Origin of the sequence: Paenibacillus sp. SAFN-117 (assembly GCF_051966115.1) — a bacterium.
GTDB classification, from domain to species: Bacteria; Bacillota; Bacilli; order Paenibacillales; family NBRC-103111; genus Paenibacillus_L; species Paenibacillus_L residui.
Genome location: NZ_JBQCLK010000005.1, coordinates 72,347 through 90,293 on the forward strand (window position 1 = coordinate 72,347; position 17,947 = coordinate 90,293).

Sequence of the window (17,947 nt, forward strand, 5' to 3'; positions counted from 1 at the left end):
TTGGTGAAATACGTTTTTATCAACTTCCCCATACTCCTTACCGTAAATTGGGAATTACCCTTCTTTTATATATAAGCGTCCATCTTCCCCTCCGCACTGACACTCCCTATAAAGAATGTATCGGCCACGGTATCCATTCCTGGTATTTGTCGTGGAGAACGTTGCTGCGTTGCGATACCCGTTCTGATCGAAATGCTCGCCGTTCCTCTCCGCGATAATATGTTCTCCGGCCAGCTTTTGAACCGCCACTTCCCCAACGTGGTACACACCGCTCATCGTTTCACCTCCTCCTTTTAATATCTATAACTATTTTATGGGTATTATATAATGGTTTTATTAACATGTAAACACATATTTTGGAGGTTAATAAAGTTCCCCGAAAAAATCCAACATTTATGGTTGGTAACTTTCCCCTCAATTCAATAAGATAAGTATCGAATGAGGCCCATAACCGCAATAAGAAACAATACAGCCCCGGCCCCGATTAGTAATGAGGGGGAGTTAAGCGAGATCATCGATTTCTCCTCCGGTCTTCCGGACCCTGTCGTATTTCCGTATCAGGAATTTCAACATTGCATAAACAAAGCGATTGATACTTACAAGCATCAGTTATTCACTTACGGGGATTCCTATGGATTAGTAAAGCTGCGACGGACACTCGCCTCCCATCTAGCAGGAGATCAAATATTTGCTCCACAGGAGGAACGCAGGGCGATCTCGCGTTTGGCCAGCAAGTATAACGTCTATGTCGTAGAGGATGACTACATGGCCGATTTGGGCATTGAGCGTTCTTTCGAGCCGATTTATTCTTACAACCAAACTTCACACGTCATTTACTTGAAGAGTTTTTCTAAGATTATTTTTCCCGGTCTGCGATTAGGCGCTATGGTGCTCCCAGAAGCATTGGTAGGCACATACCGCATGATTCGGCGATACGCCGGCACATCGCTCTTGTCTCAAGCCGCTCTCGAAATCTACATGAACAATGGCATGTTCGAATGGCATAAGAATCGGATAGCGAGCCGATATGCGGAGCGTATCCGAATCCTGAATGCGGCTCTCCAACAGCATAATGCACAAGGCTGGGTCGAGACTCCCGACATCCGCTCCGGAATCTACGCCCAGTTCAAAATACCGCTAACCGTCAACCTAGAACGTCTTATCGAAAAACTTGCGGAGAAAAACATTCGTGTCAGAAGCGGAAAGCAATTTTACTTGTCGAATTATTTGGATCGGGAGAAGTTTCTTAGGATTAGCGTCTCCAGAGCAATATCCGAACAGATTAACGAAGGGATCAAGGAAATCATCGAGGAAGTGCGAAGAGCTTAACATAACAAAAAGCCCGGATCCGCATCCGGGCTTTCACATCCTGTTCTTTTCCTCTCGTTTCTTGCGTTCCAAATAGGCTGCCACTTTCATCCGGTTGCCGCACGTCTTCTGGCTGCACCAGCGGCGGGTATTATTCTTGCTGTTATCGTAGAAATATAACACGCAGTCGGGATTCCCGCATTTCTTAACCAAACCGAGGTCGACATTCACAAGCAAATCAACAGCGGCTTCCGCGACGGGGATCAACAGGTCGACCGGATGCCGAAGTTCAGTGTGACGTATTGATGCAAAACGGCGATGATGCTGGACAAGCCTTACTGTAACGGCCTTACCCCTAAGAATACGGTTAACGCGCTCCATATCCTCGTCGGCGGCATCCTCTCCCTGCATCCCCTGCCTGACCAGCGTCCGTATGCCTGTGCGCAGTTCTACGGCTTCCTGAACTAATGTATTTCCTTCCCTCCACATTGCATTAACGGCATTCATCTGCTCAGCGGTCAAGGAACCTGCTTGAACAAGCCAGTTCAATACATCGTTCGACGTTTGCAGCAGGTCTACGAGGTTGCCTGCGGATACAACCTTCGTATTCAGAAAATCCAATGCCAGGTGATTCCCTATAAAGTAAAAAGATGGAGCAATTATCTTGGGCATCCTCCGAGCTCCTTATTGCTATTTTGCTCACATTATACCCCATTCGATTCGATTGGCCTAGTCTTGTCCAGAAAGCGAAGCTGTGACACTGCCGGAAAGTTTAGGGGACTGCCGGGAACCCGCTCACCGGCAATGATACAAAACAGCCCGATAAACGGGAAAGAGCACATTATAGTCTATCGAGTTAACTATACACCATGTCAGGTTTACGATTAGTGATGATAATGGAACTCCGTTAAATGCATGTATCTATAATAGGATTTTTCAGTAACCGTACTTAACCACTAGCTACCTCGCCTAATACCTTGACAAGACCGCCAAATTCCAACTCTTCAAATTTCCTTAAGGTTGCAGCATGACGCAGATCCCATATACAATCATCTAATTTACATTCTATGGGCACATCTAGTCGAATTCGAGCTAGTTCCCTTGAAAGATGCAGCATATCCAAGTTTTGTTCAATTTTCTTCTTGATACTTGCTGGAAGTTGTTCTAAACATTCGAGACAAGCTTCGACCGAACCATACTCATGCAACAGCTTAAGTGCAGTTTTTTCTCCAATTCCTTTGACTCCTGGGTAATTATCACTTGTATCACCCATAAACGCTTTTAAATCTACAACCTGTGAAGGAGTTAGCTTCTTCGCGGCAAACAGAGTTTCTAAATCATACACCGTATAATTAGATCGGCCCTTATTCATAATTACAACCTTAATCTGCTCTGTGATTAATTGAAGCATGTCATGGTCCCCGGTTAAAATAAACACTTCGGATTCATGTTGAAGTTTGTTTGACAATGTGCCGATACAATCATCCGCTTCGTACCCGGCTAGTCCAAAATTCGGCACGCCCATTTCGGCCACTACTTCTTTGACCAGATCAAATTGCGGTAAAAGCTCAAGTGGAGCTTCCAAACGATTTTTTTTGTATTCGCTATAGCTTTCTGTACGAAACGTGCTGCTCCCCATATCCCAACAGCAAATGACATGCGATGGGTTAAATTTATGAATCGCATCAAAAAAGTATTGAACAAATCCATAAACCGCGTTGGTAGGTAATCCATCACTTGTTTTACGTATGTAGCCGGAATAAGAAGTCGCATAGAAGGCTCTAAAAAGAAGAGCCATACCATCGACCAAAAGCACTTTATTTTGAGATTGCAACCTGGTCCACTCCGTTCTTTATAGATATTGCGTCTCTCTCCTAATCTTGTTAATAGATTATAACATAGAATAGAATGGCCTGCTCTCGTATCGGCCTAGTTGAATGGTCCCCATAGTATAGGTGCAGCTGAAAGGACATTTTCTCCTATGTTATGACACCATTTGCTATGGTTCCCGTATTACAGTATTGTAAGATAAATGATAGATAAATGAATAGGACGATAGATTTAGTCCTGTTATAATAGATATCCGGATAGAGCGGAAACCGTTCAGCGCTAATGACGAGGAGATGGATGGATTGCAGGACTGGTTGCTGAATTTTATACTGATCTACGGTTATGCCGCCGTATTCGTTCTTCTCGTTCTCGGGATCGTCGGTCTTCCCATCCCGGACGAGCTGTTGATGATGTTTACCGGTTATTTGGCCTCCCGGGGACAGATGACCTTACTGACTGTTATGATCGTTTCCGTCTCCGGAAGTCTCGTCGGAATGCTGCTGTCCTACTGGCTCGGACGCCGATTCGGCTTGCCGCTCTTACATAAGCTGGGGCCGAGGCTGAGGCTGACCCCGGCACGCTTCGAACGGACCTCCCAGTGGTTCGAGCGATTCGGTCCGGCGATCGTTACGTTCGGCTATTTCTTTCCGGCTATAAGGCATTTAAGCGCCTATTTTGCGGGAATGCGTTCCTGGAATCCGTTGAAATTTTTCGGCTATGCCTTTCCCGGGGCTCTATTATGGGCATTTATATACGTTCGTCTCGGGTATTATTTCGGAGAAAACTGGAATACTTGTTTTGCTTATATTCGAACTTATATATGGATTCCTATCGGCATTATCGTTCTTATTTGTCTGATCGCGCTTTGGAGAAGCTACCGTAAGCAGAGACAGGATTTGTAGTTTGAAGAGGTGAATCGTCATAGATATGATCGCGCAGTGGTTCGAACAATACGGTTACTGGGTTCTGTTCATAGGCCTGCTGCTGGAGTACATTGCCCTTCCTTTCCCTGGCGAAACGACCATGACCTACGCAGGGTTCCTCAGCTACAGCGGCTACCTCAGCTGGCCTATCACCGTATTGGTTTCGGCCGCCGGAACAACGATAGGAATTTCGATTACTTATTGGATAGGTCGCCGGTTCGGAACAGCGTTCTTCGACAGGTTCGGGAAATACCTGCTCCTCCCCCCTGCCAAACTGCAGAAAGCGGGAGGATGGTTTAACAAACACGGCAACAAAATCATTTTTATAGCCTATTTTATTCCTGGCCTCCGCCACTTCACCGGATATTTTTCCGGAATTGTCAGGCTACCCTTCCGTACTTTCGCCTTATATGCCTATAGTGGGGCCTGCTTCTGGGTTCTTACGTTTCCGACTCTGGGTTACTGGCTGGGTCCCAACTGGGAGCTGTTGCATAAGCTGGCATCCCATCCGAAAATACGGATATTCCTGATTCTGGCCGCGGTCGTCGTCGTATCCGTCTGGTTGGGCATCAAATTTAGAAAGCAGTTGGCCGAACTGCTGTCGCAAACGGTTCGTTGGCTTAACCGCAAATTATAAGGGTCGATCATAAAATAACCCCAGGCAGGAGGGCAAAAATGCTTGGGGTTTTCCACATTTAAGCGATGGCGATCCGCAATTCATCCACATGCGATAGAAATCTGGATAAACCAGCTTGAAGCCATGTTTTCAGTGCAATATTTTTTTGAGTTTATTTTTTCTTCTATAGTAAAAAACTTCTATTTTCTGATATACTAAGGAAAAAATCAATCGAGTGAGGAATAAATGATGAGAGACACTGGTATGATTCGTGTGTTAGATAGTCTCGGCCGTATCGTCATCCCTACCGAAATCCGAATGACCCGAAACATTGAGCTGGGTGATCCGCTTGAATTTTTCATTTCCGATGACAACACGATCATCATGAGGAAGTACAAGTCTACCGAATGCAGCTTCTGTAGGGAATTAAACAGCATCGCTTATTATAAGGGGCAGTTTATTTGCGAGAGTTGCTTGACGGAATTAAAGCGCATACAGGAAACTTCCGAGAAGGCTTCCGTTCCTTCCAAGGACGAGATCTATGGGGTCATCGACGCGGCCAGAGAGGCACCGGAACATACGCTCCAAGAAGCGGAACAATTTGCAGCGGCAAGCCATCCGGAGACCGCTTCCTCTTCCACCCTTTCCTCCAAAAAAAGAAGCAAAAAATCGGAAGCGCTATACCGTTTGGGACAAGCTCTAAGCAACCATCCAGGGGCAACTCAGAAGCAGCTTGCCAAGCTGCTGGGTATCAGTCAGGGGCGGGTTAGTCAGCTCCTTAAAGAAATGAAATAACCGACACAGCCCCTATTCATCATTTATAGCAATTCCATTGCCTTGACCAAATATTAAGGGACTTCAAGCTTACCGGCAAATACCAAATGGCAGCCGGCTGATGAAGTCCCTTGTTGTGGTTTATCGAAATAAGCCTGCTAAGCTTGCTCTTCTCTATGAAATTTATTTAGAGGCATTAAGACTCGGGGCCGAAATATTCTTGCAGCCCTGCAACGATGGCTTTCGCTACTTTAAGCCGGTAACCTTTCGCCCGGACGACCTCTTCCTCATTCGGATTGGACAGGAAGCCCAGCTCCAATAAAACGGACGGATTAGAGTTATGCCGCAAAACATGGTAATCACCAAAACGGTCCCCGCCGTTCTTCATATCGGTCTCCGCCACAAGCTCCTTCTGCAGAGCCTTGGCCAACGGCTTGTCCTTCTTCTCGGAATGGTAGAAGCTGATGATTCCGCTGGAATCGGGCTTGGCCGAGTTATAATGGATACTGATGAACGCATCAGCGTTCTTGGCATGACTGATATCTACTCTGTCTGAGAGATCCAGGAACTGGTCTTTATCCCGGGTCAGATAGACTTTCGCTCCCGCAGCTCTTAACGATTCCGCAACGAGAAGTGCGGTTGATAGATTTAAATCCTTCTCAAGAGTACCGTGTTTGACTCCGATCGTCCCGGGCTGCGAGCCCCCATGTCCGGGATCAATAACGATTACCTTGTTCTTCAATCCGGGAATTTCAAAGACAGGTTTGTCAGGAATATTTCCTTCAACCGGCGGTGAAGAGGTCTCTGCCGTCTCCTTCTTGGCGGGAGCCTCCTTAAGAACAACGAATTCGCCGGACACCCATCCCTTCTGGCCGTCGCCGGTAATGACGTTGAGCCACTCTCCGGCTTGTCCGACAACCTCCAATTCGGAGGAATCCGGAAGCAGGTCGACAATGTCCGCCTCCAAGTCAGGTTCCTCTCTCAGACGCAGAGCATCCGCACTCACTATTCCGTATACTTTCCCGATAGTCTTCTTCTCCGTTGGTTTCGGCTCGGAGGCAGGCTTAGGATTATTCCCCTTCTCCTCTCTCTGTTCCTTCTCATTAGAGGTCTTCACGGGTTGCTCTTTAATCAGATAATGCGCGGCAACCCAACCCGGGCCGGATTCGAATTGAATTTCCGCCCATCCGTATTTCTCGCTGAGCACCTCCACCTCTGTTCCCTGCTTCAGACTCCCGATAATGGCGCCTTGCGCGGCGGGTTCCTCGCGGACATTCAGTGAGGTAGCATCAACAGTAGCTTTATACCCGTTCTCCTCCGCATAGGCGGGTTGTATGTATATAATCGATCCTATTATCCAGCATAGTAAAGTGGCGCAGAGCCACAGTGTCAAACGGCCATTCTGCATAGACCGATAAGTGCTTGTCATCAGAGGCCTCCCTTTCCATAAAATAATAGATTAGAAGCATGGAAGATTCCTCCTATTATGTCATTGTTCAGCCTCATCTGACAAGTATTTTGCGAGATTTTAAGACAAAAGTCCGAAACATTTCGTATCTAGACGGCAAAATTCGATCTATTTTTACACATTAGGCGGCCATGCGTTCGGCAAAAGCTTGATTGGCCTAGCCATGTGGAGCTATTCAGCCGGCTCAGGCTCCTCCCACCCGCGGCATCGGCATAGGCTCCTTCCCAAGCTCCGCCCAAATATATTTCAGCAGCAGCATAGATTTCAAATCGCGGGCATTCGGATCATCCCACAGATTTCGGATTTCGCCGGGGTCCTCCTGCAGGTCGAACAGCTCTCCATAGGTCTGATTATAATAAACGGTGATTTTGTATCTCTCGTCCACATACGTTTTCTGATGGATGGTCGTCGGTTCATGCCGGAATTCGCATAAGATATGATCTCTCGCCTGCTGCCGCTCTCCCAGCCACACGCCACGCTGATCCACTCCGGTCATGGTCCGCGGAATCGGGGCTCCTATAAAGCTTAGGAACGTCGGCGCCAGATCGACTAGCGATTGCATGGCGGCCGATTGCACCCCCGCCGGGACATGCCCCGGATAACGGACGATCAAAGGAACCTTGATCAAATCTTCGTAGTGGAACCCTCCCTTGGCCTGCAGCCCGTGCTGACCGAAGAAATGCCCGTGATCGGTCGTAAAGACGACTATCGTATTCTCCGCAAGTCCCAGTTCATCCAATTTGTCCAGGATCCGGCCGATATATTTGTCCATCATGCTGATCATTCCATAATAAGTGGCTACCAATTGCTTACGCTCCTGCTCGGAATCCAGCAGGTGGGAATGGTACCCATGGATGGGAAATCCCGTCTCCTTCCAGGCGCTGAAATCCGGATTTCTCTCCTGGGTCATCCGGAAATGCGGCGGATTCGCAAGATGCTCCCCCGGCACAGCCTGCGGGATAGTCAGATTATCCGGATCATACATGCGGTCCCATGGTTCCGGCACCAGATACGGCGGATGCGGATCGGGGAAGCTTGCCCACAGGAAGAAGGGGTCTCCGGCACGGTGATATTCCTCGAGCAGCGCATTAGTCCGTTCCGCAATCCACGTATTGTAGTGATACTTCTCAGGAATCGGCCAGGAATGGCGGATCGATATATCCATGCGTCCAACCGGGGGCGAGAAATACTCCCGCCAATCGCTGCAGCCCTGCTCCTCCATCCAAAGCGCGTAATGCTGTCCTACCAGATACTCATTCGTATGGTTACGTGCCAGCTCCACATGCTCGAATCCGTAAAACACATCATGGAAGTCCTTCCAAAATTCCAGGTCCTGCAAATAAGGATAGGATTCAAGGGAAGGAAATTCCTCCGTATTCTGCAGCTGCTGGAAATGCGCCTTGCCGATCAGCGCCGTCCTGTAACCGGCCGCCATCAGATCCTCCCCGACCGTATGGCGATCCTCCTGCAGCTTCGTTCCCAGTGTCCAGGCTCCATGCTGGCTGGGATAGCAGCCTGTAATAATAGACGCGCGTGTCGGCGTGCAGGTGGGATTGGGACAGTAAGCTCTCGTGTAGGTCGTCCCTTCCTTCACAAGCCGGTCAAGATTAGGTGTATGGATTTCCCGATTGAATGCCCCGATCGTGTTCCAATGCTGCTGATCGCTTGTAATGAGCAAGAGATTAGGCCTTGTCATCATTTCAACCCCCTTGGTTTGATTAAGTTCTATTGTAAAGGATCAAGGATGTTCAAGGAATGAAGAAATGTGAGCTTGATATGTCATTTTGTTAGGTTTCACATGTCGAAAAAACTCCTCCCCGCTTTTCCAGCGTGTTAAGTTTGCTCGGATTTTGCGGTTGCCCGGGAAATGTTGATCATGAATCGTACTGGCTTGGTGATGCAGCCTTGTGGAAGAGCGTTTACGTCGTCCGGTGAAAATGCCTCTCATGAAGCATCATTATAACTGATGATAGGGAAGGTATTGCCGGATTGGCCTCCAATAGGCAAAAAGCCATCCGACTAATCTGTCCGATGGCTGGCAACGGGGCTTCCCCTGACATTCAGAGGGTCCTCCCCATGAAGTGTATTCAATGCTTGTCGATCAGTAGCCTACCTCTACGGAGGCATTGACGATATATATCAGGTCATTCTTGTCATCTTTGTCCGGCAGAACGATGCCGCTTGACGTCACCATTCCGCCGTCGATCAGCTCCACCGTCACCTCGCCGTATGGAATGACCGCTTTAACCTGCTCCACATCCAGCAGCTCCTTGTCGCATGGAACAGCCAATTTAATGTGGACCTTCATTCGGTTCAAATCGTTATCCGGCAGGACAGAGCGAAGTCCCGGCATCGAGTTGCTGTGAATGGCATTCCGGACCGCACGGACTGCCGCATTGGTTATATCCTGGCCGTGCAGGTCGGCCCCCATCCCCAATTCGATAAAAAACAGCTTCTCCATCCGTTACCCTCTCCTTTACCAAGTAATATTAGTGAGGTGATGTGCCAATCACCGATTTATTCTTCCACGAACAACGGGACCTTCTTGAACCCTTCCTCGGTAGTCAAAATCAAGCCGATGTCCGACAGCCTCAGCTCGGGAACTACAATCAGCGCAAGGAGAGACAGCGTCATAAACGCATAGTTCATCGTGCAGCCCGCCTGTTTCAAAGCTTCCCCGATAGCCCGCGATTGCTCGGCGACTTCCTCGTAAGGGGCGTTGGACATAAGACCGGCCACAGGAAGCGGCAGCACGGTTTCACCATTTTCGGTCACCATGGCAATACCGCCCTGCACAGCCGCAACCGCGTTAGCCGCTTTGGCCATCAATTCGTCCGAGTTTCCGATGACCATCAAATTGTGACAGTCGTGGGCTACGGTCGTTGCAATAGCTGCCGGAACGTTAAAGCCTACGTTCGTCACCAAACCTAGAGCCTTATTGCCGTTAAGACCATGCCGTTCGATAACGGCCATCTTGCACAAGTCGCGGTCGGCATTCACCTGCAGTTTCCCATCCACGACAGGCACCGACACTATTCGCTGCTTTGTATCGACATGATTCTCCCGGACTTCCATCACTCTGGCTTTCACTTCGCCGGAAGCCTTCGGAGCTTGAATGACGAAATCTTCCGGCGTCAGCTCACGGGACAGACGTACCGAACGAATGGCCTCTTCCGGATAGATGTATTCCGGCAGCTCAACCGTCATTCTTCCGTTCTCCGCAACGACTTGACCGGCGGCAATGGTCATCACAACGTTGATATCGGCCAAATTGCCATCCATCATAATGATATCGGCATAATTTCCCGGAGCGATCAAGCCCACATCGCGGGAAACACCGAACCGTTCCGCCGTATTGATCGTCACCATCTGTATGGCCGTGACAGGGGAAACTCCTTGCTGAATAGCATGGCGCACGACGAAATCGATATGGCCCTCATCCACCAAGGATTCCGGACTGCGGTCATCCGTTACGAGAATCATCCGCCGCGTATCGATTCCCTGCTCCGTATGAGCCTTAATCGTCGCTGCCACGTCATGCCAGGCTGATCCTCTCCTCATCTTCGCATACATGCCTAGACGAACACGCTGAACCACGTCCTCGGCGGTGACCGGCTCATGATCTCCGCTGATTCCGCTCGCCGCATAAGCCGATAATCTCCAATCGTTCACCGGCCATGTATAGTGGCCATCCGCCACCCGCCCTGCTCTAAGGGCTGCCTGAATTTCGCCGATCATCTTCTCGTCGCCGTAGACGACCCCCGGGAAATTCATCACTTCCCCCAGCGCGATCATATCGGGTCCCCAAGTGAAAGCCTCGGCCACCTCGTCCGGTCCGATGATGGCTCCGCTTGTCTCCAGCTCAGGGCCCGTAGACGGGACGCAGGATGCGACCTGCATATATGCAGCCAGAGGAGTCGTTCTGGCTTCATCCAGCATCATCTTCAAGCCTGGAAGTCCCAGGACGTTGGATATTTCGTGAGCGTCGAAAAAGCCTCCCGTCGTGCCTTTGACCAGCACCGCTCTGGCGAATTGGGTGGCCGTAATTTGGCTGCTTTCGATATGGCAGTGGCCGTCGAGAAAGCCCGGGGACACATAGCGCCCGGCAGCGTCAATCACACGGGTATTCTCCCCGATTAGATGGCTGGCGTCCCGGCCGACAAACGCGATTCTAGCCCCTTGAACCCCAATCGACATTCCTTCAACAATTTCTCCGGAAGCTACGCTCACCAGACGCGCATTCGTAATTACGAGTGAAGCCTTCTGATCCCCTCGCGCCGTTGCGACCAGATCCGGAACACAATCTGCCAACGGTGGTCTGTGAAATTGGTGTGTCATGCCCTATTATCTCCTTTAAACTTTATACTGAGGTTGAAATGCTCCGACTATATGTATATCCGGGGCGTACAGCACCCTCTTGTCCATTATATCGTTCGTGATGTTCGAAGGTAAAGCTAAGCGGTTATTTCTCATTGATCGTGGAATGTAGTGGATAAATCGAATAGAATACATCCATATTATGGAACCCGTCGCAGGCGTTTGTCATATAGTATTACTGTCTCAGAATGGATCTCTAAAGGAGTGTAACACCGGGATGAATTCATATTACAGTTATGTTCCCGCATGGCCGGCCAGGACAACGTCGCCCGCGGCTCCCCAGTTCGGCCTGGCTTGGAATACGTCCTCCGCCAACCGTTCCCCGGGAGACGGAGCTTCACATTCCCGGGAAACCAAGTATGTTGCCATCGTCAAACCGAAATTCATGGAGCATCTCAAAGAGTATCAAGGCAAAAAAATAACCGTGATGACTACGGGAGGCAAAGTGGAAGGAAAGCTGGATGGCGTCTTTATCGACCATCTGGCCTTGACGTCTCATGACAAAAAGTTCCATATCCTGTATCATCAAATCATCTATTTCGTATAAGCGCTCTGCAGCACCTTAGGAAGTGCATTGATTCTCGCACATTTCCATAAGCCAACAAGCCGAAAGTCCGGTTTCTTATTTGAGAATCCGGCTTTCGGCTCGAAGGCTTTCTACTTTTCGTTGGATATATAGCGCGAAACCATGTTTGCAAAATAGCGATGAACCCTTGTATCCGCAGTCAGCTCCGGATGGAACGAGGCGGCCAGCAAATGCTCCTGCTGCGCCATAACGATGGAGCCGTTAAAGGAGGCCAGCACCTCCACTTCCGCACCCGCTTCCTCTATAAGCGGTGCCCGGATGAATACGGCTTGAACATCCTCGCCGATCCGCTGTATAGGCAAAGTCGCTTCGAAGCTGTCCTTTTGCCGGCCGAAGGCGTTACGGGCCACCGTGATATCCATAAGCTGCAAATAGCTTTCCTGCTGGTCCTTGATGTTGGAGGCCAGGGAGATCATCCCCGCGCAAGTTCCGAAAATCGGTTTTTTCTGCTTCGAGAACTCCCGGATACGCTCAATAAATCCATATTCCTTCATTAAGCGGCCGATGGTTGTGCTCTCCCCTCCGGGAATGATCAGCCCGTCCACCCCGTCCAGCTCCTCCGTTTTTTTAACGATGGCTCCCTCCACCAGTATTGACTTTAACATATTCAGGTGTTCGGCAACCGCACCCTGCAAAGCAAGAACGCCTATTTTCATCGACTTCCCACACCTTCTTACCACATTAAAAGTTCAAGTTTATTTGAGCATTAAGATGAATACCTTTCTAATTGACGTTCGTCTTCGAAGAGGCTCCGTTAGGAGCTTTTTTACCACATTAGAAAGTATTAGTTCATTAAAGCATTACAATGGAACAACTTTCCAATTGGCATAAAAAGCTACCTTTAATACCGGGTTATTCGTCTTCGAAGAGGCTCCGTTAGGAGCTTTTTTTACCAGCCTCTGTCCTGCATGCGTTGGGACGGCTCCAGCTTGTTGATTTCAATGCCCTTCATAGCTCCGCCCAAATTTTTGGACACATTGGCAATCAGCTCGAAATCTTCGTAATGTGTTGTCGCCTGAACAATCGCTTTGGCGAATTTTTCCGGATTTTCGGATTTGAATATTCCGGAGCCGACGAATACCCCGTCCGCACCCAGATGCATCATAAGGGCTGCATCTGAAGGCGTCGCCACACCACCGGCCGCGAAGTTGACTACAGGAAGCCGGCCATGTTCATGAACGTATAGAACCAAATCATACGGAGCGCCCAGGTTTTTGGCTTCGGCCATCAATTCATCCTTGGAAGCATTCTGAATCTTCCGGATTTGCGAGTTGATCAAACGCATGTGACGAACAGCTTCCACAATATTGCCCGTGCCAGGCTCCCCTTTGGTACGCATCATGGAAGCCCCTTCTCCTATTCTTCTCAATGCTTCACCGATATCCTTCGCCCCGCAGACGAAAGGAACTTTAAATTGTTTCTTATCGATATGAAACAAGTCATCGGCAGGAGTGAGCACTTCGCTTTCGTCAATATAATCGGCACCTAACGCTTCCAGCACTTTCGCTTCCACATAATGTCCGATTCGGCATTTTGCCATGACCGGAATCGTCACCGCGTTCATCACTTCTTCCAGAACGGTAGGATCTGCCATTCTGGCCACTCCGCCGGCCGCCCGGATGTCGGAGGGCACTCTTTCCAGAGCCATAACCGCGCAGGCTCCGGAAGCTTCGGCAATCTTGGCCTGCTCGGCATTCATAACGTCCATGATGACCCCGCCTTTTTGCATTTCGGCCATCCCTCTTTTAACTAAATCCGTTCCTGTTTGTACCATAGCACCCATCTCCTTAATGATATTAATAATTAATGATAATAAATATTACTTGCAAATATGGGGAACTCGACTTGCCCCACAACGACCGACCATGGATGATATAATTGCAGAATACGTTCACCTTCGTAACCCTCGGCACATTTCCAGCTTCATCCTTTTATCCGTTAAGCCTCGGGGTTGTCGAATCCCCCCTCCCATATTTATACAAGGATTGTTTCCTGGTGCTATTTTAGGTACGATGATATGTAACAGTCAATATCAATGTGTAACACTTTACTTGGATCAAGCAGGAGGGAAACACCTTGAGAATCGAATTGAACCGCAGCTCGCAGGTTCCGTTAGCCCGGCAAATCTATAGAGCGTTGTCCGATCGGATCTTATCCGGTTATTTTGCCAAAGGCACCCGTCTGCCTTCCGTCAGACAACTGACAAGGATGCTGCAGGTCAGCCCGGTCACCGTATCGCATGCTCTCGATCTGCTCGAAGCGGACAAGCTGATTACCCGCGTGCAGGGCAAGGGAACTTTTGTTTATGAGGCGGGGGAAGTTGAAGTTAAGAAGGAAGTGAGTAACAGTCCATTACAGTTCCCGGACTATTTGCACCGGTCCCAAGCCAAGCATTACAGTGAGAAGCCTGTAGCCATCAATTTCTCCCTGTCCGCAGTAGCTGCGGATTTGCTGCCGACCCGGGAGTTGGCGGAAAACCTCCGGCATCTGGCGCAATACTATCCGGAAGTGCTCGCTCAATATGGCGAGATCCAGGGAGATCTGGAGCTGCGACAGGCGCTGTCATCTTATTTAATGAATGAACAAATTGCGGTCTCTCCCCAGGAAATATTGGTCACCAACGGGTCCCAGCAAGGGATCGATCTGGTGGCCCGGAGCTTTATCGGACCGGGAGACGTTGTCGTTACGGAAGAGCCGACCTATGCGGCCGCCATCGATGTTTTTCGCAGCCGCGGCGCTACCATACTGTCGGTTCCGATGGATGAGGAAGGAATGCGGATCGACCGCTTGACCGCCTTGACGGATGAGGTTACCCCCAAGCTGATCTATACGGTGCCAAGCTTTCAGAGCCCGACCGGCAAGGTCATGAGCTTGCGACGGCGCAAGCAGCTGCTGGGGCTGGCTGAAGATTTGAACTGTCTCGTCCTGGAGGATGATCCGTGGAGTGAAATCTATTACGACGAAACTCCTCCCCCCCATATTAAATCGATGGACCATAGCGGCCACGTCATTTATTTGAAGGGACTCAGCAAAATGCTGTCTCCAGGCTGCCGAATCGGCTTCCTGATCGCTTCCGTCAGCATTCTAAACCGGCTGATCACCGCCAAGACGAATGCGGACCTGGGCAACCCGCTGCTTAATCAGAAGGTGATTCTGCCCATTTTTCAATCCCGACAAATCACGCCTCTTCTAAAACAGCTGCGGGCCGCCCTCAAGCAAAGGCGCGACCTTGCCATCAAACTGCTAAAACAGCATGCTCCCCAAGGAGTAAGGTGGATCATTCCGCGCGGAGGTTTCAACCTGTGGTTAACACTCCCTCCGCAAGCCAATACGATTGAGCTGCTGGATGAGGCTGAGCGTCATCACCTGACTTTCCTTCCGGGATCGGCCTGTTATCCTAACGAAGTGGAATGGAATCACCTGAGAATCAGCTTCTCGCAGGTGAGCGAGGAGCAGTTGAGAACCGGATTAGTGGAGCTATGCTCTGCGATCGCCTCTTATTTGGCCGCGGCCGGGAGCCGCAAAGGGACGACTCCTTTATTTTAACGGCTTTCGTCTTTTTCCGGTTCTTTGAGGGCTGAGCAAGGAGTTTACTGCCTCCTTCTATCTATCATTAGTAGACCTGCTATAGCCGGATTAGGCATTATCCTGCCGATTCTGGTACAATGAATTCTAGTAGCTGGGTGAATCCTCCAGCTAACTATTATTTTTTTATAGGGGGTTGAAAATGGAACGGTTATCCATGTATCTTCATCAGGATAAAGGTGGACTCTGGTTGACCGAAAGCGAAAGAGACAATCTTAAACTCAATTACCGGATAAAAGAAGTGGTATTTGAACAACAGTCTCGTTTTCAGCATGTGATGATCCTGGATTGTTACGATTTCGGAAGAATGCTTGTGCTTGACGGAGCTGTGCAGACAACTTCGATGGATGGTCATATTTATAACGAAATGATCACCCACCTTCCTCTTACGCTGCATCCCGATCCGCGACGGGTGCTAATTATAGGCGGAGGAGATTGCGGTGCCGCGAGGGAAGCCTGCAAATACCGTCAAGTGGAACAATTGGATATGGTGGAGATTGACGAATTGGTCGTTCAGGCGTGCAAGGCCCATTTGCCGCAAGTGTCCGGCAATCTGTCCGATCCCCGGGTCAATTTCATCTATGCCGATGGAGTTGAATTCGTGAAGCAAGCGAAAGGAAAGTACGATGTCATCATCGTCGATTCCTCGGACCCGGTCGGGCCGGCGACCCAGCTCTTCGAGCTGGACTTCTACCGGAATCTCCATCATGCGCTGAAAGAGGACGGGATGATGGTTTGCCAAAGCCAGTCCCCGATCTTCCAGCCGGAAGTTATGGCACAGACCTTGGGCCGGATTGACAGCCTGTTCCCGCACACGCACATGTATTGGGCTGTAGTACCTACCTACCCAGGAGGTATGTGGAGCTTTACACTTGGCTCGAAACGTCCGGTCGACTTCGACCGATGCGCGAACTTCGACAAGGAAGCTACCTATGCCAACAAGGATGTGTTATCCGGCTGCTTCCAGCTTCCGCAATTTGTGAAAGCTCTTCTGGATGAGGAAAAATCCGTCCATATATAGGATGCTGCCATCCGTCGGTCTTTATGAAAAAAAAGGGAGAGAATGTTCTGATATTCTCTCCCTTCCATTTATGCAAGAAAACTAGCAGGCGGTTCCTGCTAGTTTTCTTAATCCGGTTTATTGATGGGCCGACACCAGTACCGCATCGTAATATTCTTCCAGCGTCAAATCTTTCTCGTAAATATCTTTGGCAATCTCTTTGCCGACATAACGGATATGCCACGGCTCATAGCTGTAGCCGGTAATCGATTCCTTCCCTTTCGGATAGCGGATAATAAATCCGTACTCGTGAGCATGCTCGGCCAGCCACTTGCCTTCCTTCATATCCGCGAAGCAATCCTCCGCCGCACATTTCCCGCTGCTGTCCGACACATCCATAGCCAGTCCCGTCTGGTGTTCACTATGCCCGGGAACCGCGCTAACCTTACGAGCCTCTTCCTCGCCTTGTTCCTTGACGTAACGGTTAAATAAAGATTTTTGATAATCATAAGACCGGTACCCGGAAACTCCGCCCAGATGAAGTCCGTCCTTTTTGGCCCCTTCGAATAATTCCTCCAGGGCTTCGGCTGCTTCTTTGCGCATCAGTCTTTTTTCCAGCTTTTCGCTAAAAATGAAATGAACATTCGGTTCTACCAGATCATCCGCCTTATAGCCGTCCGGAAGCTTATACTTCTTGTTGACCAGCACCGTCATCGCGTCGGGCTTTGCTACTACCTCTACGGCCTCATTCCCCGGATTGGTTCCAGTCCCCTGCTTTTCCCCAGATCCCGCATCCGGTGAAGAAGAAGGCGTAGTTTCCGGCTTCTTGTCGTCCGTTGGGACAGGCTCCGCAGACGGAGAAGGAGACGGACTTGGGGTGGTTTCTGCTCTAGGGGAAGAAGTGACCCCCGGCGTTTCAGCCGCCTGTCCCGGCGAGGAATCTCCGCAGGCAGACAACAGTGCAAGGGACCCGGAAAGGACTAGAGCTGTAGCAGCGACAGATAAGCGATTTTTTTTCATAATGAGCCTCCTATCCGATGGATTTCTTTGTCTTCCCATCTTTATTTGACACCTTTAACAAACAATGGTACCGGTCGACCTGACCGGACTTAATACATCGTACCTTGGCTGCCACCGACTTTGTTGAGCAGGGCAACAAGTTGAACCAGCACCCATTTAAGTTCCTGTAAATAGAATAAAGGAAGCCGCCTCTTGCCCATTCTACCTGTCCATATTCGTATTTTCAACTATTTCCTTCCTTTTTTTCTGGTGCTAATAGCCTGCGAATATCGGATCCGTCAACTAGAACCAGCGCGTTTCCACTTCCAATATCGGCCTTTAGCAATCAGCTAGCAGTCGTCATTCTAATATTATTTTTCCATGGAGACTAAACCGCCCGACTTCTTTGTGGTAATATATAAAAAGCTTCCTATTGAAGAAAACTCAGAGATGTCGTCGAATCCTTCTTTAGAGGTTGCTT

The 17,947-nt window shown here is 49.4% G+C and carries 18 protein-coding genes; 7 read left to right on the top strand and 11 right to left on the bottom strand.

Annotation, left to right across the window (positions count from 1 at the left end):
- Positions 1 to 54 precede the first annotated feature (54 nt).
- Positions 55 to 276, bottom strand: a complete 222-nt coding sequence (locus ACTHRH_RS04960; protein WP_440414375.1) for a hypothetical protein — start codon at positions 274 to 276, stop codon at positions 55 to 57.
- A gap of 162 nt (positions 277 to 438) precedes the next feature.
- Here ACTHRH_RS04960 and ACTHRH_RS04965 point away from each other — a divergent pair, with 162 nt between their 5' ends.
- Positions 439 to 1,329 carry an aminotransferase class I/II-fold pyridoxal phosphate-dependent enzyme gene (locus ACTHRH_RS04965; RefSeq protein WP_440414377.1) on the top strand — a complete coding sequence of 297 codons (891 nt, stop codon included), beginning with the start codon at positions 439 to 441 and terminating at the stop codon, positions 1,327 to 1,329.
- Positions 1,330 to 1,362: 33 nt separating this feature from the next.
- Here ACTHRH_RS04965 and ACTHRH_RS04970 read toward each other — a convergent pair whose 3' ends face one another.
- Together ACTHRH_RS04970 and ACTHRH_RS04975 are read right to left on the bottom strand one after the other, a co-directional pair.
- On the bottom strand, positions 1,363 to 1,980 hold the full coding sequence (locus ACTHRH_RS04970) for a CGNR zinc finger domain-containing protein (protein ID WP_144940796.1): 618 nt from the start codon (positions 1,978 to 1,980) through the stop codon (positions 1,363 to 1,365).
- 277 nt (positions 1,981 to 2,257) lie between these two features.
- On the bottom strand, positions 2,258 to 3,142 hold the full coding sequence (locus tag ACTHRH_RS04975) for a 5'-3' exonuclease (RefSeq protein WP_144940793.1): 885 nt from the start codon (positions 3,140 to 3,142) through the stop codon (positions 2,258 to 2,260).
- A gap of 298 nt (positions 3,143 to 3,440) precedes the next feature.
- Here ACTHRH_RS04975 and ACTHRH_RS04980 point away from each other — a divergent pair, with 298 nt between their 5' ends.
- The 3 genes from ACTHRH_RS04980 to ACTHRH_RS04990 all read left to right on the top strand — a co-directional run bounded on the left by ACTHRH_RS04980 (position 3,441) and on the right by ACTHRH_RS04990 (position 5,472).
- Positions 3,441 to 4,040: a DedA family protein gene (locus tag ACTHRH_RS04980; RefSeq protein WP_186328477.1), complete on the top strand. Its 600-nt coding sequence runs from the start codon at positions 3,441 to 3,443 to the stop codon at positions 4,038 to 4,040.
- Positions 4,041 to 4,065: 25 nt separating this feature from the next.
- Positions 4,066 to 4,698, top strand: a complete 633-nt coding sequence (locus ACTHRH_RS04985; protein ID WP_144940788.1) for a DedA family protein — start codon at positions 4,066 to 4,068, stop codon at positions 4,696 to 4,698.
- A gap of 243 nt (positions 4,699 to 4,941) precedes the next feature.
- Complete coding sequence (locus tag ACTHRH_RS04990; RefSeq protein WP_260982210.1) at positions 4,942 to 5,472, top strand: AbrB/MazE/SpoVT family DNA-binding domain-containing protein; 531 nt, start codon at positions 4,942 to 4,944, stop codon at positions 5,470 to 5,472.
- Positions 5,473 to 5,647: 175 nt separating this feature from the next.
- Here the strand turns inward: ACTHRH_RS04990 and ACTHRH_RS04995 are convergent, their stop codons facing one another.
- From ACTHRH_RS04995 to ACTHRH_RS05010, 4 genes are all read right to left on the bottom strand, one after another.
- A complete protein-coding gene (locus tag ACTHRH_RS04995) occupies positions 5,648 to 6,880 on the bottom strand; it encodes an N-acetylmuramoyl-L-alanine amidase (protein ID WP_144940785.1) in 1,233 nt (410 codons plus the stop codon).
- A 223-nt stretch (positions 6,881 to 7,103) separates the two neighbouring features.
- The gene (locus tag ACTHRH_RS05000) at positions 7,104 to 8,618 is read right to left on the bottom strand and encodes a sulfatase family protein (RefSeq protein WP_379287609.1); all 1,515 of its coding nucleotides are present in this window, start codon (positions 8,616 to 8,618) and stop codon (positions 7,104 to 7,106) included.
- A gap of 402 nt (positions 8,619 to 9,020) precedes the next feature.
- Positions 9,021 to 9,380 carry a Lin0512 family protein gene (locus ACTHRH_RS05005; RefSeq protein WP_144940779.1) on the bottom strand — a complete coding sequence of 120 codons (360 nt, stop codon included), beginning with the start codon at positions 9,378 to 9,380 and terminating at the stop codon, positions 9,021 to 9,023.
- 56 nt (positions 9,381 to 9,436) lie between these two features.
- On the bottom strand, positions 9,437 to 11,257 hold the full coding sequence (locus tag ACTHRH_RS05010; protein WP_440414382.1) for an adenine deaminase: 1,821 nt from the start codon (positions 11,255 to 11,257) through the stop codon (positions 9,437 to 9,439).
- Between the two features lie 256 nt (positions 11,258 to 11,513).
- Here ACTHRH_RS05010 and ACTHRH_RS05015 point away from each other — a divergent pair, with 256 nt between their 5' ends.
- Positions 11,514 to 11,843: a DUF2642 domain-containing protein gene (locus ACTHRH_RS05015; RefSeq protein WP_379287613.1), complete on the top strand. Its 330-nt coding sequence runs from the start codon at positions 11,514 to 11,516 to the stop codon at positions 11,841 to 11,843.
- Positions 11,844 to 11,953: 110 nt separating this feature from the next.
- Here ACTHRH_RS05015 and pdxT read toward each other — a convergent pair whose 3' ends face one another.
- Positions 11,954 to 12,538: a pyridoxal 5'-phosphate synthase glutaminase subunit PdxT gene (gene pdxT, locus ACTHRH_RS05020; RefSeq protein WP_440414385.1), complete on the bottom strand. Its 585-nt coding sequence runs from the start codon at positions 12,536 to 12,538 to the stop codon at positions 11,954 to 11,956.
- A 233-nt stretch (positions 12,539 to 12,771) separates the two neighbouring features.
- Positions 12,772 to 13,656, bottom strand: coding sequence for a pyridoxal 5'-phosphate synthase lyase subunit PdxS (pdxS, locus tag ACTHRH_RS05025; protein ID WP_440414387.1), 885 nt, complete (start codon positions 13,654 to 13,656; stop codon positions 12,772 to 12,774).
- Between the two features lie 302 nt (positions 13,657 to 13,958).
- On the opposite strand from pdxS, the gene pdxR reads away from it, so the two are divergent.
- On the top strand, positions 13,959 to 15,428 hold the full coding sequence (pdxR, locus tag ACTHRH_RS05030) for a MocR-like pyridoxine biosynthesis transcription factor PdxR (RefSeq protein WP_440414389.1): 1,470 nt from the start codon (positions 13,959 to 13,961) through the stop codon (positions 15,426 to 15,428).
- 181 nt (positions 15,429 to 15,609) lie between these two features.
- A complete protein-coding gene (speE, locus tag ACTHRH_RS05035; RefSeq protein WP_144940761.1) occupies positions 15,610 to 16,488 on the top strand; it encodes a polyamine aminopropyltransferase in 879 nt (292 codons plus the stop codon).
- Positions 16,489 to 16,605: 117 nt separating this feature from the next.
- Here speE and ACTHRH_RS05040 read toward each other — a convergent pair whose 3' ends face one another.
- Complete coding sequence (locus tag ACTHRH_RS05040) at positions 16,606 to 17,487, bottom strand: M15 family metallopeptidase (RefSeq protein ID WP_440414391.1); 882 nt, start codon at positions 17,485 to 17,487, stop codon at positions 16,606 to 16,608.
- 89 nt (positions 17,488 to 17,576) lie between these two features.
- A complete protein-coding gene (locus ACTHRH_RS05045) occupies positions 17,577 to 17,714 on the bottom strand; it encodes a hypothetical protein (protein WP_186328475.1) in 138 nt (45 codons plus the stop codon).
- Between the last annotated feature and the right edge of the window lie 233 nt (positions 17,715 to 17,947).